Origin of the sequence: Kribbella sp. NPDC056345, assembly GCF_042262745.1 — a bacterium.
GTDB lineage: Bacteria > Actinomycetota > Actinomycetes > Propionibacteriales > Kribbellaceae > Kribbella.
On the sequence record NZ_JBHJQQ010000002.1, the window covers coordinates 1,025,331 to 1,039,305 of the forward strand.

The following is a 13,975-nucleotide window of genomic DNA, read 5'->3' on the forward strand; positions in this document are numbered from 1 at the left end:
ATCGCCGGGCCCCTGACAGCTATCGAGGGAAGCCGTGTCAGGTCGGTGTCCGCGCGGTGTCAGTACGCCCGGTCATCGTGGTTCTTGTGATCGGTTGCCGATCGCATCCATCAGCACAAGAACCTTCAGGAGACCAGCATGTACCAGTTCGACACCTCCGCTCCGATCACCGCCGTCGTTGACATCCCGGCCGGTCAGGTCCGGTTCGTTGCCACGGAGCGGACCGACACGGTCGTCGACGTTCGGCCCGCGAACGCTTCCAAGGGGCGCGATGTCGAGGTCGCCGAGCAGACCACGGTCGAGTACGCCGACGGCGTACTGCGGATCGAGGCCGTCGCGAAGAACCGGATCTTCGGCAGTTCGGGGTCCATCGAGGTCACCGTTCAGCTTCCGGTTGATTCGACGGTCGAGGCGAAGGCGGCTGCTGCCGGGTTCCGGACCGACGGACGCCTCGGCGACATCACCTTCGACGGCGCGTACGGCGAGGTCGTCGTCGACGAGGCCGCCGGGGTGCGCTTGACGGCGCTCGCCGGTGACATCTCGGTCGGCCGCCTCAACGGTGCCGCGGAGATCACGACCAGCAAGGGTGACATCCGGATCGGCGAGGCGGTCCGCGGCCACGTCGTCGTACAGACGCAGTCCGGGGATCTGTCGGTGCAGGCCGCGCACGGTGTCTCTGCCAGCCTCGACGCCGGCACCACCTACGGCCGGATCGAGAACTCGCTCAAGAACACCGACGGTACGCCGGAGCTCACCATCCACGCGACCACCGCGCACGGCGACATCAGCGCCCGCAGCCTCTGACACCACCTCGACGAGAGTAGGACTCCTGTTGTCTGCTTTGGAGGTCTAGGGTCCAGCGCGCATTCATCTGCACTGCCTAGCTCTGGAGGTACCCGTGCCAATGTCCCGACGCTCCTTGCGGCTGCCGGTGGTTCTCGGTGCCGGCCTCGGTCTGGTCGCCACCGCGGCGATCGGTCTTCCGGCCGGTGCGAAGACGACCATCGCATCGGTCCACGCCGTCACCGAGACACCGGCTCAGTTCGACGACGACGCGGGTGGGAACGCCGACGCGGATGACCCGGCGATCTGGCGCAACGCTGCGCACCCGTCGAAGAGTCTGGTGATCACCACGGCCAAAGAGGGCGGTCTGAAGGTCTACAACCTGGCCGGTGTCCAGGTTCAGGCCTTGCCGGTGCCTGCTCCGCCGGCGCCGGGGCTCGAGAGCGGCCGGTTCAATAACGTCGACCTGCTGTCCGGTGTGCAGTTCGCCGATGGCAGGGCTGATGTTGCGGTCGTGTCCGACCGGGGACGCGACCGGATCCGGACGTACCGCATCAATCCGAAGAATGCTGCAGCGCCCCTGACTGACATCACGGCGCAGTCGGTGCCCCGTGTCTTCTCGGCGACCGAGGCTGAGGTCGAGGACCAGAACACGGCTTACGGCCTGGCCGCTTACACCGACAGGGCGACCGGCAAGCACTACGCCATCGCCAGCCGTCGGAACAACACCACCCTCAAGCTTGTCGAACTGAAGGTGGTCGGTACGGCCATCACCTATACGGCCGTGCGGAGCTATAGCTTGCCCGCCACTTTCACACTGCCCAACGGGACACGGTGGGCGCCCTGCGACGAGCCGGGGTCGACGCCTCAGGTCGAAGGCATGGTCGTCGACCCGCACACCGGCAAGCTCTACGCGGGGCAGGAGGATGTCGGCATCTGGAAGCTGAACGCCAACCTCACCGGGACGTCGGCGTTGGTGGACAAGGTCCGCGAGTTCGGTATCCCCGGCAGCTATGACTCGGAGACCGACGAGTGCGTTGCCGGGGCAGATCCTGGGTACGGCGGCACTCACGTCAGCGCGGACGTCGAGGGCCTGACGATCTTCGACGACGGTGCCGGTGAGGGCTACCTGCTCGCCTCCAGCCAAGGCGACAACACCTTCGTCGCCTACGACCGTGAGGGGTCCAATCGCTTCGTGACCAACTTCAGGATCGCGGCCAAGACCACGATCGACGGTTCCGAGGAATGTGACGGTGCCATGGTGTCGAGTGCCTCCTTCGGAAGTGCGTACCCGGACGGACTCCTCGTCGTACAGGACGGCGCCAACACCCCGGACGTGATCGGTGACGACGGCGAGCCGCGGGCCAACACGAACTTCAAGTTCGTCAGTTGGGACGACGTCGCCGACGAAACCGGACTTGACGACTAGTTGTAGAGCTTGACCTCGCCGAGCTGGAAGAGGTGGAAGCCGGAATCGGTGAAGCGGTACAAGCGGGTGGCCTCGATTTCGACGCAGCGGGTGGCGCGGGGAGCGAAGCCGAAGGTCTGGGTGAAGCGGCCGGGGTTCCAGTAGTTGCCGCGGGCGACGACTGTGGACCAGGTCGTGCAGTTGGCGTCGTTGGCGACCCGGACGGAGAAGTCGATCGGGAATCCCTTGCCCTCGTTGCCGGCGTCGGTTCGGGGGAAGAGGTCGATCCTGCTGATGGTCTTGGTCGAGGGGAGTGTCAGCCGCACCGTCACATCCGGGTCGTCGGTGCGGCCCCACGCGCTCGAGTAGCCGTACGCAGGTCCATCACTGGTCTCCTGGCCGTCGGTGAGATGCCGCGTCGACCAGCCCCAGTCCTCCAGTGCGCTGGATGCGGTCACGGTGGCGCCGGCGGCCATGTTCGCGCCGCCGTACACCTGGAGTTCGGCCAGCTGGAAGTGCTTGGGGACTCCGTCGCCGGCACAGGCGGGCTGCAGGCTCGTCGCGATGACCCGGACGTAGCGGTACTTCCCGGTCACGGCGAAGGTTTGGGCGCCGGCTCCAGGTGGGAGCGGCTGGCCGTTGTTGTAGTTCGCCACCGGGGCGGCCAAGTCGGTCCACGTCCCTGCAGGATTGTCGGTGCCCTGGAGGGCGAAGTCCTTGGGGAATCCGTAGCCCTCGCACTCCTTGTCGTCACGGGGCCAGAGCACCACTCGGTCGACATCGAGGGAGGAGCCCAAGTCGACGTACGCCGACTCTGTCGCAGCCGAGGTGGTGTGGGGGTCGCTGGACCAGCCGCTGGCAGCGGGTGCGGCGTCGACCTTCGAGAAGCTGTGGTTCAGTCCGTCGGTCAGTGCAGCCTTCGACCATGACCAGGCCTCGATGGAGGAGCTGGTGCTCACCGGCCTGCCCTGCGCCAGGTTGCGCGAGCCGACCGCGATCGGGGTCGGGCCGACCTGTGCTGCGTCGGTGACGGCATCCGAGGTGGGTTCGAGCACGTAGGCGACCAGGGCGTTCGGGGCGGGGACGAAGGTGCGGGCGAAGGTCGACGAACCTGGCACGACTTTGCTCTCCTGCGGGCGCAGGTTTTCGCTCGGACCGACGTCCCAGCCTCGGATGCCCGCGGCGAAGTCGGCGTAGTAGTTGCCGTGGTGCGCGTCGATGACGTACTGCGTCACCCGGATGTTCTTCCCGTCGGCCGCGTACGGCAGGTTGCTGAGGTTGACCGAGACGTCGGTGGAGGTGTTCTGGTGGTTCCACATCAGCAGCGCGACGGACTTGCTGCCGGGGTCCTTCGTGGTGATGGCGCCGACCTGCCCGGTGGCGGTTCCGGCACCTGACAGGTTCGTGGACAACCGGGTGGGACCGAGGCTGTTGAACAGTTTGTACGTGTTGAAGACGGCCTTGCGGTGGTTGTCGACGGTCAGGAGCCCAAGGTCACCGTTGAACAGCTTGGTCGGGGTGAGCCCTTCCTTCGGGGCGAAATGGAAGATCTTGCTCAGTCCTGGTTTCGTCAGCGCGTGCGACATCTTCCAGGCGGCGTAGGTGGCCATCACGTTGGTGTCGGACATCGCGCCCGGTCCCTGAGTCATGTTCGGCGACGCGTGCCACTCGGTGATGAAGATCGGGGTGCCGGCGCGCCCGTTGCGGGCCAGGTCCGCCTCAGCCTGGGTCAGGTCGAAGGACTCGCCGTACTCGTGAAAGCTGAGGTAGTCGAGGGGCACCGAAGGGTTCTGCCCGAGGTAATTCGTGAAGTCCCGGATGAAGGCCCCTGTGGGCTGGGCTGTGGCCGGTCCGCCGATCTTCGCGCTCGGATCAGCGGCTCTGACGCCTTCGGCCGTCGCCTTGTACAGCGCGTTGTACTGAGCCTGGGTGCCGTTCCAGAAAGAGGTGCCCAGGTTGGGTTCGTTCCACACTTCCCAGTACCAGCCGGTGTGGCCCTTGTCCTTGTAGTGCTGAACGAGGTTCTGGACGATCAGCTTCCAGTACTCGTTGTTGTTCGGTATGGCGTTGCTGAATCCCTGGGCCTTGGTCGCGCCACCGAGAACCTCCGGGGTGAAGGCCAGGCCCATCATCGGGGTCAGCCCTTTGTCCAGCAGTGGCTGGATCACCCGGTCGAGCTTGGTGTAGTCGTAGCTGAAGTTCGGGCCGGTGCCCGAGACGATGTTGTAGAAGTTCTCGTTGAGCAGGTGGGTGATCGTGACGAGCTGGAGCCCGGCTTCCTTGAACGGGTCATACGCCTCGGGCAGCCAGTTCAGGCTGTTGTGCGTCAGATAGCCGCCCTCGTTGGCGTTCAGGATCTTCGCCTTGTCGAAGGGGCCGGCATCGCTGCGGTAGTCGGCCGAGATCGTGACGGTCGCGGCTTCGGCCGTCGGCGCGGCCACCACGGCGAGCGCCGTACCCAGGGCTGCTGCGAGCAGCCCGGACACGGCGCGGCGCCACGTTGATCGGGAAGCACGGATCATCACTGTCTCCTCGAGAGCTGGGCAGGCTCTCAACGATCACACGACAGTTCCGCAGCGGTAAGCGTTTCCGCCACCATCGAAACCCTTGGTCAGTAGGACTCTTCGGTCCAGCCGACCGGGCCGAGGGATCCGCCTTTGATGTCGGTGCCGAGGCCGTCCTTCGCGTTGGCATCGAAGTAGATCGCTGCCACGCCCTTGGGCGTGATTCCGAGCAGGGGCCGGCCGGTCGCGTGGTTGCCGCAGAACCCGCTGCCGAGAGTGACGAAGTTCCCCCAGCCGCTTGCCTTGAGCACCTTCGAGGTGACCACGGCCGGGGCGGCGTGGCTGATGCGCCACTCCTTCAGTTGCCCGTTCGACTTGGTGCCGATCAGTACGTCGCCCGCCGTGGCGCCTGTCCCGACCGTGCGCCGGAAGTGCAGCGTCCTGACCGTTTCCCAATCGCCGCCGCTGAGTGCCTTGCGGCCGGAGAGCGTGGGCTTGCCGTCGATCCAGGCCCAGTCGTACCGGTAGAGCGAGGTGCCTTCAGCCCGGTAGACGTGCTTGTCTCCCATGATGAGGAATCGGGTCCCGCCGAAGCCCGCCGCAACCTTCGTGACGGTGTGCCTGGTGACCTTCCAGATGCCGTCGAAATTCTCGGCGACGCGCCTGATCAGGTAGATGTTTCCGTCGGTCGGGTGGGTGACCAGGGTCTGGTCCGACCACGAGGCATCGCTGCCGGACCCGGCGAACGTCACAAGGCCGGTGGGCACCCAGCCGAGCTTGTCGCCCGGCAGGGCCTCCGTGCTCGTCTTCTTGGCGTCGTACCGATAGGTGAGCCGTTGTCCGTCGGAGCGATACGCGCTCGCGAGGGCAAAGCAGTCGGCCGGTACGTCGCTGAGCGCCGCACTCGCGGGCCGCGCGGTGACGGTCGCGGCAAGTCCGGTCGCGACCACGGCCACGGCGATGCCGGCGGCCAGGATGTTTCTACGCATGAAGGAGCTCTCCCGAGAGGAGTAGAAGGGGGAACGATCTACTGTCAGTAGGCTTTTTCGGTCCAGCCGACCAGGCCGAGGGATCCGCCCTTGATGTCGGTGCCGAGGCCGTCGGTCTCGTTGGCGTCGAAGTAGACCGAGGCTCTGCCCTCGGCGGTGATGCCCATCAGCGCCCGGCCGTTCGGACGGGAGGTGCAGTGGCCGCGGCCGAGACTGGTGAAGTTTCCCCAGCCTGTTTCCTTGAGCACCTTCGAGCTGACCGCCACCGGGGTGGCGTGATTGATGCGCCACTCCTTCAGCTGACCGTTCGACTTGATGCCGAACAGTACGTCGACGGCCTTGGTACCCGTCCCGATCGTGCGTTGGTGGTCCAGCGTCTTGACCGTGTCCCACGCGTGGCTGCTGATCGTCGTTCGGCCCGAGAGGGTGGGCTTGCCGTCGACGAAAGAGAACTTGTACCGGTAGAGCGACGTACCGGCTGCCCGGTAGACGAACGGCCAGGCCATCGTGATGAATCGGGTGCCGCCGAAGCCCGTCTTGACTCGGGTAACGGTGTGCGTGGTGACCTTTTCGACGCCGTCGATCGTGTCGGTGATGCGTTTGATGTGATAGATGTTTCCGTCGGTCGGGTGCGTGGCCAGGCTGTGGTTCATCCCCCCGGCGTCGCTGCCGGACTCCAGGAACGTCACAATTCCGGTGGGCACCCAGCCGAGCATGTCGCCCGGCATGGCCTCCGTGCGGGTCTTCTTGTCGGCGTACCTGTAGGCAAGAGCTTGTCCGTCGCTGCGATACGCGGCAGTGACCGTCTTGCAGTCGGCCGGAACGTCACTGAGCGCAGCGCTCGCGGACCGCGCGGTGACGGCGACTCCGGTCGCGACCAGTCCGGTCGCGACCACGGCCACGGCGATGCCGGCGGCCAGGATGTTTCTACGCATGAAAGGTTTCTCTCCCAAGAGGTTTATTGGCCGTAGGCCTTCGCGGTCCAGCCGAGCTCACCCAGGGAACCGCCCTTGATGTCGGTGCCGAGACCGTCGGTCTTGTTGGCGTCGAAGTGCACCGAGGCCCTACCGGTCGCGGTGATCGCGAGCAGCGGGCGACCGGCCGGGTGGTCGGCGCAGAAGCCGGTGCTGAGGCTCGTGAACGGCGCCCAGCCACTTGATCGCAGTACCTTCGAGGTGATCTGGGTGGGCGTAGCGCGGTTGATCTTCCATTCCTTGAGCTGCCCGGCGGAGTTGGTGCCGATCAGCACGTCCACCGCGCCGGCACCCGTTCCGCCGTTGCGCTCGTAGACGAGCGTGTTGACCGCGCTCCACCCGGTGGTGGCCAGTCGCACGCCGGCGGACGGTACGCCGGTCGCCGAGTCGACCGTGTAGCGGTAGAGCGCGCTACCCGTGACCCGGTACAGGTACGGGTAGCCGTAGGCCAGGATCCGGGTCCCGCCGAAGCCTGACTTGAGCCGGGTGGCGGTGACCTCGGGAACCTTCCACCCGCCGTCGACCAGTTCGCCCCGGCGGCTCACCTTGTAGAGGTAGCCGTCGATCGGATGAACGGCGAACTCAGTGCTGCGGAACACCGTGTCGTCACCCGAGGCGCCGATCTGCTGGTGAGCCGACGGCACCCAGCCGAGCTTGTCCCCGGCGTACGCCTTGGTCCCGACCAGCCCGCCGTTGTACGTGTAGGTCAACCGCTGAAGGTCGGACCGGTACGCCGCGGTCGAGACCTGGCAGTCCTTCGGTACGTCGCTGAGCGCGGCCACCGACGGCCGGGCCACCACGACGGCTCCGGTCGCGGCCACAGCGAGCGCCGCCGCGGCGGCGGCCAGGAAGGTTTTACGCATCGGGGAGGTTCCTCCATCACGAGATCAGGCAAACGACAGAGCCCAATCCTCGACGCCCCGCCTTTCATCCCGCTGCCCGTACCTCACCCGTACCAGTGCCCCGGACCCGTGAAGGGGTCCGGGGCACTGGTGCTACCTCAGCTGGTAGGCGCTGAGGGTTGTCTGGAGCACTTTGTTGCCGTTGGCATCTTTGGCGGTGACCTGCAACGAGATCCAGCCGGTGGACGGGTGGTTGACGGTGGCCACGCCGTTCGCGAGTGTGGCGCCGGTCCAGGTCTTGCCGTTGTCGGTCGAGTACTCGACCGATTGGACCGTGACCGGCGGTCCGCCCGGACTGGGTCGTGCTGCGACGGGGATCCGGAAGGGGACTCCGCCCGGTGCGGTGTTGTCGAGGCGGACGGGCGGTTGCAGACCGACCGTGACCAGCGGCAGTGGCTGGGCATCCGCCGTACGGCCGGAGCGGAAGGTCCACTCGGCGCTGACCTTCGTCGGCGTACCGGATCTCTGGGCGGTAGCGGTCAGCCGGTACGTCGCCTCGTCCGCCGGGACGTCGATCGTCAAAGGGTCCCCAGGTTTGTCGGAATGGGCGAGCCGCTGGTCGCCTCGCCAGAGGGTGGTTGATCCTTCGTATCCGTCGTTGGTGGCGAAGGCCGCGTGACCGGCGCCGTCGGACACGAGCGGCAGCCGGATCGACAACCCGTCACCGTCGCGGGTCGCCGCGTCGGCCGGTGCGGGGCCGGTGACGGGAGCGAGCCAGTGGGTCTTGATCCGGCCCGGCCCTCGGTTCAGCGGATTGCTCCGGTAGTGGCCGCTGTCGGTGATCAGCTCGTCCGCCCAGGTCGTTGGGGCCGCTGACCTCAGCACGGTGCGCTGCAACGGAAGGGTGATGTGCTCGGCCCAAACGATTCCGAGCCGCCCCAGGTCGCCCGTGGAGCCGACGGGTAGCAGGGCCGCGGTCTGACCCGAAGCGCCGTGATAGGCCGTCTGCTCGGTGATCAGATCGCGATCGCGGATCCGCCGATCGAGCGCCGCTGGGATCCCGCCCCGGTGACCGAACAGGACGTCGTACCGATAAGGGCTCTGCGGGCGTCCGGTGAGCGTTGTCCACGACCCGGCGTCCGCCACGAGTTTGCGTACCTCCGGACCGTCGGCGACGACACTGGGCAGGATCGGCTCGTCACCCGGCCAGGCGTTCAGATCGGTGAGGTAGTTGAGCGTGGCTGCCGCGCCGAGGTCGGCCAGCCGTTGGACCCGGGCCGCATAGTCACCGACCTCACTCGAATCCAGCGTGAACATGGCGAGCTTGCCTTTGACATCGGCCGCGGCCAGGTCGGCGTCGGTGGCATGACCGACGTTCACCGTCCGGAGCCTGCGGCTGCCGGTGAACCGGGCGCTGTTCCCCGCCCAGTCCACCGGGATCGCCTTGCCCCGCCGGTCGGTGAGCAGCGCCTCGTCGGCCTCGATCGACGATCCGTCCAGGAAGCCGAAGGACGCCGTCGATCCGGACGTCGGTACGGCGAAACTGCGGTCGGCGAACCAGGACGAGTAGGAACTCCGCCCGGCGGCGGTCTCGGCGACCATCGCGAAGGTGCCTGCCGTCCGGCCAGGACGGTCGACGCGATGACGTACCGGCACGCCTGCCCGGGCGTCGATGGAGAGCTCGTGATCCTTGGCGAGGACGAAGTCCGGTTGGGCGTATGCGGTCACTGATGGGATCGCATAGCCGGCGTTCGCGGTGTAGATGTAGGCGGTGACCTGGTAGCGCCCCTTGGGCAGGCGCAGCTTCGCACCGGGCTCGACCGGGAACAAGTCGATGTCCGGGCGGTCCAGGTTGACGATGCGTGCCAGGGCGTCTGAGCCGGCAGTCGGCAGCACCGCGCCGTTCCGGTCGACGGCCTTCAGCTGGAAGTCGAAGGACTCTTCCTCCTTGTGCACACCGAACGGCGTCTGGACGACCACGCCACCATCGGCCGAACGCGCGACCAGCCGGCCTTGGAAAGTGCCCAGCGGCCCCAGCTTCGGGTCCACGGTCACGGTCGCCACGGCGTGACCGCCGGCCGGCACCGTCAAGGTCGCGGCATCGACCTGGGCGAACCCGGCGGGTGCGGGCCGACCGGTCGCGTCCAGTACGTCGAGCTTGGTGGTCAGCGTGACGGCCGCCGTACCGGTGTTCCGGAAGGTCACCTTGCGGTCGATCGGTTGACGATCCGAGTGCGGCCAGACGAGGCGGCCGAACTGCAGCGCGGCCGGCTCGGTGCTGACCTGCTGGCGGTCGGCGCGGGCGACGTCGAGCCGACCGGCCCCTTGGGCGAATGCCGAGATGCCGTCGCGCGGTTGGGCGCTGCTCATCAGCACTGCCTTGAGACGGTCTCCCGTCCAGTCAGCGTGCTGGGCGGCGAGGATCGCGGCCGCTCCGGCGACGTGCGGTGCGGCCATCGACGTACCGGACAGCTGTGCGTAGTGCTCGTTGACGGCCTCATCGCCCAGCGTGCCCTTGGCCCGAGCCGCGACGATGTCCGATCCCGGCGCCGTGAGATCCGGCTTGAGTCCGTAGTCGCCGAGGCGCGGTCCGACCGATGAGAACTCACTCAGCTCGTCCTGTTTGGTGACACTGCCCACCGCAAGCGCGCGGTCGGCGGCGGCTGGACTCGAGACCAGACCGCCGGGACCTGCGTTGCCGGCAGCGACCACGAACAGGACGCCGGAAGCGGCCGAGATCCGGTTGAGTTCCTGGGAGAGCAGGTCGGTTCCGTCGGAGGCATCGCCGCCGAGGCTCAGGTTGACCACCTTGGCGCCGCTGTCGGCGGCCCACTGCATGCCGGCGATGATCGCGTCCCAGGAGCAGCCCTCCCAGGTGCAGACCTTGCCGATCAGCAGCCCGGCGTCCTTCGCGACCCCGGTGAACTTGCCCTTCGACGCCGTACCGCGTCCGGCCGCGATCGACGCGACATGCGTCCCGTGGCCGACCTCGTCCTGAATTCCCTCACCGGTGAAGTCCTTGCTTGCAGCAACCTTCAGGTCTGGGTGCTCGGCGTCGTACCCGGTGTCCAGTACGGCGATCTTGGCGCCCTGGCCGGTGTGCCCGGCCTGCCACGCGGCCGGTACGCCGACCTGCGGAACACTGACATCCAGTGTGGGCTTGGCGCGTCCGTTCAGCCAGACCCGCTTGATCCCGGCCGGCAACTGATCGAGTGCCGTCCCCTTCGGTGCTGAAACGGCCGCGAGGTTTCCCTTCGCCAGCTGCCGGGTCAGCCGCCCGAGCGTCCCGGCCGACCGGCGCCCGTCGGTCTGCACCAGCAACGGAAGTGACGCACTCTTCCCGTCAGCCAGGCCCTGCGCGATCAGCCCGGTCACATCGAAGAGAGCCCGATCCAGCTTGCCGTCGCGGACCAGTGGCGCCACATCGGCGGGAATCACCGTCACACCCTTCGGCCCGACGTTCTGCAAGAACCCGGTCCGCCGCCCCGCCCGTGGCTCGACCCGCACCTGCCAGGTCTTGCCATCCGCCCGGACCGTCACCTTGTCCCCGGTCACCAACGTCACCACCTGCTCCGGCCCGACCGCCTGCGTCTGCGCGGCATCCGCCGGCCTGCCCTGCAGCCCGAGCCCCAGCAGCCCGAGCCCCACCAGGGCGGCGACCACTCCTCGTCGTACCCTCATCGCATTGCTCCGTCACTGTGAAAGTCCATGCGCCACAGGACGAACAGCTCCCCACCAACGTTGACCTTTCGATACTGGTCGAATGCGGTTTGGCGCAACGCGAGAGGCTGTACTTCGAGCCGGAGCGATCCATGAGCTGCCCTTGGTGGTCGACGCACTGATCACCGGCGTACCACAGCTCGAGACCTCCACCGACGACGGCAAGTCCTGGCGGCCGGCCCCGGTCCGCGCCGACGGCGACAACCGCTACATCGCCACCATCGGCACACCGGACGGTGCCACATCCGTCTCGCTCAGGTCCCGACTGACCGATGCCTCTGGCAACGAATTCGAGACAACGATCATCCGCGCCTACCGCCTGGCCCGCTGATCCAGATCACCATGCCGCGCCTCCCGGGGTCGGTCGCAAGGCCAGCCGGGGCTGTCCCGCGCGTTATCCGATGGGTTTTCGTCACCGAGCACCCAAAATCCATCGGATAGCGCAGACCTCGAGCCTCACGCACCCCAGGTCGCTTGGGGCTGGGGATGTGGGGAGGCAAGCAGAGCTTCGTGCGTGCTCAACCCGACTTGCGGCTAGGCGGTGAGGGTGGGGGTGCTGTATTCGCCGGTGGCGGAGAGGATGCGCTGGCCGAGGGGTGTGATGCGGTGTTCGACGGAGGGGCCGCGGCGGTCGCTGCGGACCAGGCCGCCTTCGCGCAGGATGCTGAGCTGGTAGCTCGCGGTTCCCAGCGAAACGGCACAGACGCGCGCCACCACGGTCGTCGTACAGGCGTTGACGGTGGCTTCCAGTACGGCGGATCGCGTGCCGCCGATCAATGCGCTCACCGGGTCCTGCCCTGGTCGTGGTGTGGCCTGCCCGATGAACGGACCGGCGTGAGCCGGGAGCGGGAGGACGAGGATCGGCGTCGCGTCGGGCTCCAGCAGTTTGGTCGGGGCTCGCCAGCAGAACGCCGAGTACTGAAGGCGGAGCCCGCGCCCCTCCAGGTGCACGTCGGGCCCGATCATGGAGTCGATCTCCAGAGTCGGTGACTTCCAGCGGATGCCGGGACCCAAGGTGGACAAGACCTGGTCGAGCCCGATCCGCCCGATCTCGTCCCCGACCCGTCCGTTGCCCCCGGCAACCCGAGCATTGATCGCCTGCCAGTACGGCGCGATCGCAGCGGCATGGTATTCCCGCAATGCCTCGCCCAACTGCTCGACCACTCGCGGATGTCCCGACCCGAGCGCCGTCGTCCAGGCACTGGGCGGGCGGTACTTCGCCACCATCGCCAACTGCGCATCGAACTGCCGCGTCGGCGTACTGAGGATCCGCTCCAGCCCGGTGTTGAAGTCCTCGTCCTCACCACTAGGCGTCAAGAAGTCAGCCGAATACCCCCGAGGCGGCGCCAACCGCCGCAACCGATCCAGCACCTCAGGCCGAACCGCCCCCTGCGTCCGCCGCCGCCAGTCACCAAAAATCGCCCGCCCATCCCCCTGCTGCAACATATGAAGACTGAGCAGCACCTCCCAAACAGCCGAGGCGCCGCGCGACACAGTCACCTTGGTGAGATCAGCAAAGCTGAAGTGAATCCGTAGCACAGAACACCTCCGGGGCGGCGGAAGGCTTTCTTTGTACCAGCCCTCCACCGCCCCGAAGCCACAATGTCCTCAACCTGTCACGCCTGACTTCGGTCATTTGGGCTAGAGCTCGAGCCGGCCAGTCGGTGACAGCAGTTCGAGCCACATTCCCGCAACATGCGGACGATCAGGAGGTCAACGGGCTGCGTGACTCAGCCTGCCACCTGGCCCCTCGACCCCAGCTCTGGCCGGCGAGCGAAGCCACCGTGCCGAATGAGGGCCCCGGGGAGTGGGGGCGGACCCCCGGCACTCACCAACTCTGGGTGGGCTGCTGGGTTCACGCTCAGTGCGAGCGGCCAGGAGCGGTCAGGAGCGGGTTGGTGAGTGCGGCAGGTTCGCCCCGCCCACCCTGGATCCCGACTACTGGTTCAACAGGCTGTTCCGACTCCATTAGTGCCTCAGTTCAGCTGCCCGAAAATGCATCCTCGCAGTTCAACACCGTGCATCGTTTCGAATGCGGCAAGGATGACCGAAGTCAGGCTCAAGTGAATCCGTAGCGCCGCGGGAGTCCTGAACATGTCATTTCCGGATAAGCGGTCGATGTCCTCGCTCTTGCCACTGGTCCGTCTGACCGGCACCGCCGCGAGCGGTAGCGAGCGCTAACCGTTGCCGGCCAGGTCTTGCTCAGTGAACATCGCCGCCACCAGATCGACCGTGGACGACCACAACGGCGAACCCGCGCGGAGCTCGTCGTCGGAAGCGGTCAGGTAGTCCGGTGGCGGAGCATCACCGCCGGGGATGTTGCCGACGTAGAACGCCGCACCGGTGCCGAGTACCGTCAGCTCGGCGTCCGGCACGAAGCCGACGACCGCCTGCCAGGATTCGCGGGCGGACTCCGGACGCCAATCGACCACGCTCCAGGCCGTCCGGTCCCCGCGGGGTATCCCGGACCAGCTGACGGAGCTCAGCCCGGCCACGATCACCAGAGCAGCGTTCGCGGCCTGGATCTGCAGGGCGCCGCGCAGATCGAACAGGAGGCCCGCCCGACCCCGCACCGCGTCGATGCGGACCTCGGTCAGTTGTGCCTCCTGCAGCGCGTCCGGCTCGGTCAGCGCGTCGGCCTCGGCCGTGGGGGGGGGGGGGGGGGGCCGCCGCGCCCCGGGCGCAGGCCGGAGGCCACGAACATGAAAAAAAAAAAAATATAAAATAGAAAAAAAACAAAGAAAAACAACGCACC

At 67.1% G+C, this 13,975-nt stretch carries 10 protein-coding genes; 3 read left to right on the forward strand and 7 right to left on the reverse strand.

Annotated elements, in window-relative coordinates:
* Nucleotides 1-138: 138 nt before the first annotated feature.
* Nucleotides 139-804 (forward strand): DUF4097 family beta strand repeat-containing protein, encoded by a 666-nt coding sequence (locus tag ACFCV3_RS10500; protein ID WP_376028443.1) that lies wholly within the window; start codon nt 139-141, stop codon nt 802-804.
* A gap of 100 nt (nt 805-904) precedes the next feature.
* On the forward strand, nt 905-2,212 hold the full coding sequence (locus tag ACFCV3_RS10505; protein ID WP_376028445.1) for a phytase: 1,308 nt from the start codon (nt 905-907) through the stop codon (nt 2,210-2,212).
* On the opposite strand, the gene ACFCV3_RS10510 is transcribed toward ACFCV3_RS10505, so the two are convergent.
* From ACFCV3_RS10510 to ACFCV3_RS10530, 5 genes are all read right to left on the reverse strand, one after another.
* Nucleotides 2,209-4,713, reverse strand: a complete 2,505-nt coding sequence (locus ACFCV3_RS10510) for a discoidin domain-containing protein (RefSeq protein WP_376028448.1) — start codon at nt 4,711-4,713, stop codon at nt 2,209-2,211. The two genes, ACFCV3_RS10505 and ACFCV3_RS10510, sit on opposite strands and share 4 nt — an antisense overlap.
* Before the next feature lie 89 nt (nt 4,714-4,802).
* Entirely contained in the window at nt 4,803-5,684 is an 882-nt protein-coding gene (locus ACFCV3_RS10515) for a hypothetical protein (protein ID WP_376028451.1), read from the reverse strand.
* Nucleotides 5,685-5,728: 44 nt separating this feature from the next.
* Nucleotides 5,729-6,619 carry a hypothetical protein gene (locus ACFCV3_RS10520; protein ID WP_376028452.1) on the reverse strand — a complete coding sequence of 297 codons (891 nt, stop codon included), beginning with the start codon at nt 6,617-6,619 and terminating at the stop codon, nt 5,729-5,731.
* A 23-nt stretch (nt 6,620-6,642) separates the two neighbouring features.
* Nucleotides 6,643-7,521, reverse strand: coding sequence for a hypothetical protein (locus ACFCV3_RS10525; protein ID WP_376028454.1), 879 nt, complete (start codon nt 7,519-7,521; stop codon nt 6,643-6,645).
* 132 nt (nt 7,522-7,653) lie between these two features.
* Complete coding sequence (locus tag ACFCV3_RS10530) at nt 7,654-11,181, reverse strand: S8 family serine peptidase (RefSeq protein WP_376028456.1); 3,528 nt, start codon at nt 11,179-11,181, stop codon at nt 7,654-7,656.
* A gap of 82 nt (nt 11,182-11,263) precedes the next feature.
* Here ACFCV3_RS10530 and ACFCV3_RS10535 point away from each other — a divergent pair, with 82 nt between their 5' ends.
* Nucleotides 11,264-11,551, forward strand: coding sequence for a hypothetical protein (locus tag ACFCV3_RS10535; RefSeq protein WP_376028458.1), 288 nt, complete (start codon nt 11,264-11,266; stop codon nt 11,549-11,551).
* Nucleotides 11,552-11,754: 203 nt separating this feature from the next.
* Here ACFCV3_RS10535 and ACFCV3_RS10540 read toward each other — a convergent pair whose 3' ends face one another.
* Both ACFCV3_RS10540 and ACFCV3_RS10545 read right to left on the reverse strand, forming a co-directional pair.
* On the reverse strand, nt 11,755-12,537 hold the full coding sequence (locus ACFCV3_RS10540) for an ArsR/SmtB family transcription factor (protein WP_376028461.1): 783 nt from the start codon (nt 12,535-12,537) through the stop codon (nt 11,755-11,757).
* An 860-nt stretch (nt 12,538-13,397) separates the two neighbouring features.
* Nucleotides 13,398-13,793, reverse strand: a complete 396-nt coding sequence (locus ACFCV3_RS10545; protein WP_376028462.1) for a hypothetical protein — start codon at nt 13,791-13,793, stop codon at nt 13,398-13,400.
* Nucleotides 13,794-13,975: the final 182 nt, after the last annotated feature.

Bases quoted from the DNA above. Each gene is read 5' to 3' on its own strand.
- ACFCV3_RS10520 (WP_376028452.1), bottom strand. From the start codon at position 6,619: ATGCGTAGAAACATCCTGGCCGCCGGCATCGCCGTGGCCGTGGTCGCG.
- ACFCV3_RS10525 (WP_376028454.1), bottom strand. From the start codon at position 7,521: ATGCGTAAAACCTTCCTGGCCGCCGCCGCGGCGGCGCTCGCTGTGGCC.
- ACFCV3_RS10505 (WP_376028445.1), top strand. From the start codon at position 905: ATGTCCCGACGCTCCTTGCGGCTGCCGGTGGTTCTCGGTGCCGGCCTC.
- ACFCV3_RS10510 (WP_376028448.1), bottom strand. From the start codon at position 4,713: ATGATCCGTGCTTCCCGATCAACGTGGCGCCGCGCCGTGTCCGGGCTG.
- ACFCV3_RS10530 (WP_376028456.1), bottom strand. From the start codon at position 11,181: ATGAGGGTACGACGAGGAGTGGTCGCCGCCCTGGTGGGGCTCGGGCTG.
- ACFCV3_RS10500 (WP_376028443.1), top strand. From the start codon at position 139: ATGTACCAGTTCGACACCTCCGCTCCGATCACCGCCGTCGTTGACATC.
- ACFCV3_RS10535 (WP_376028458.1), top strand. From the start codon at position 11,264: ATGCGGTTTGGCGCAACGCGAGAGGCTGTACTTCGAGCCGGAGCGATC.
- ACFCV3_RS10515 (WP_376028451.1), bottom strand. From the start codon at position 5,684: ATGCGTAGAAACATCCTGGCCGCCGGCATCGCCGTGGCCGTGGTCGCG.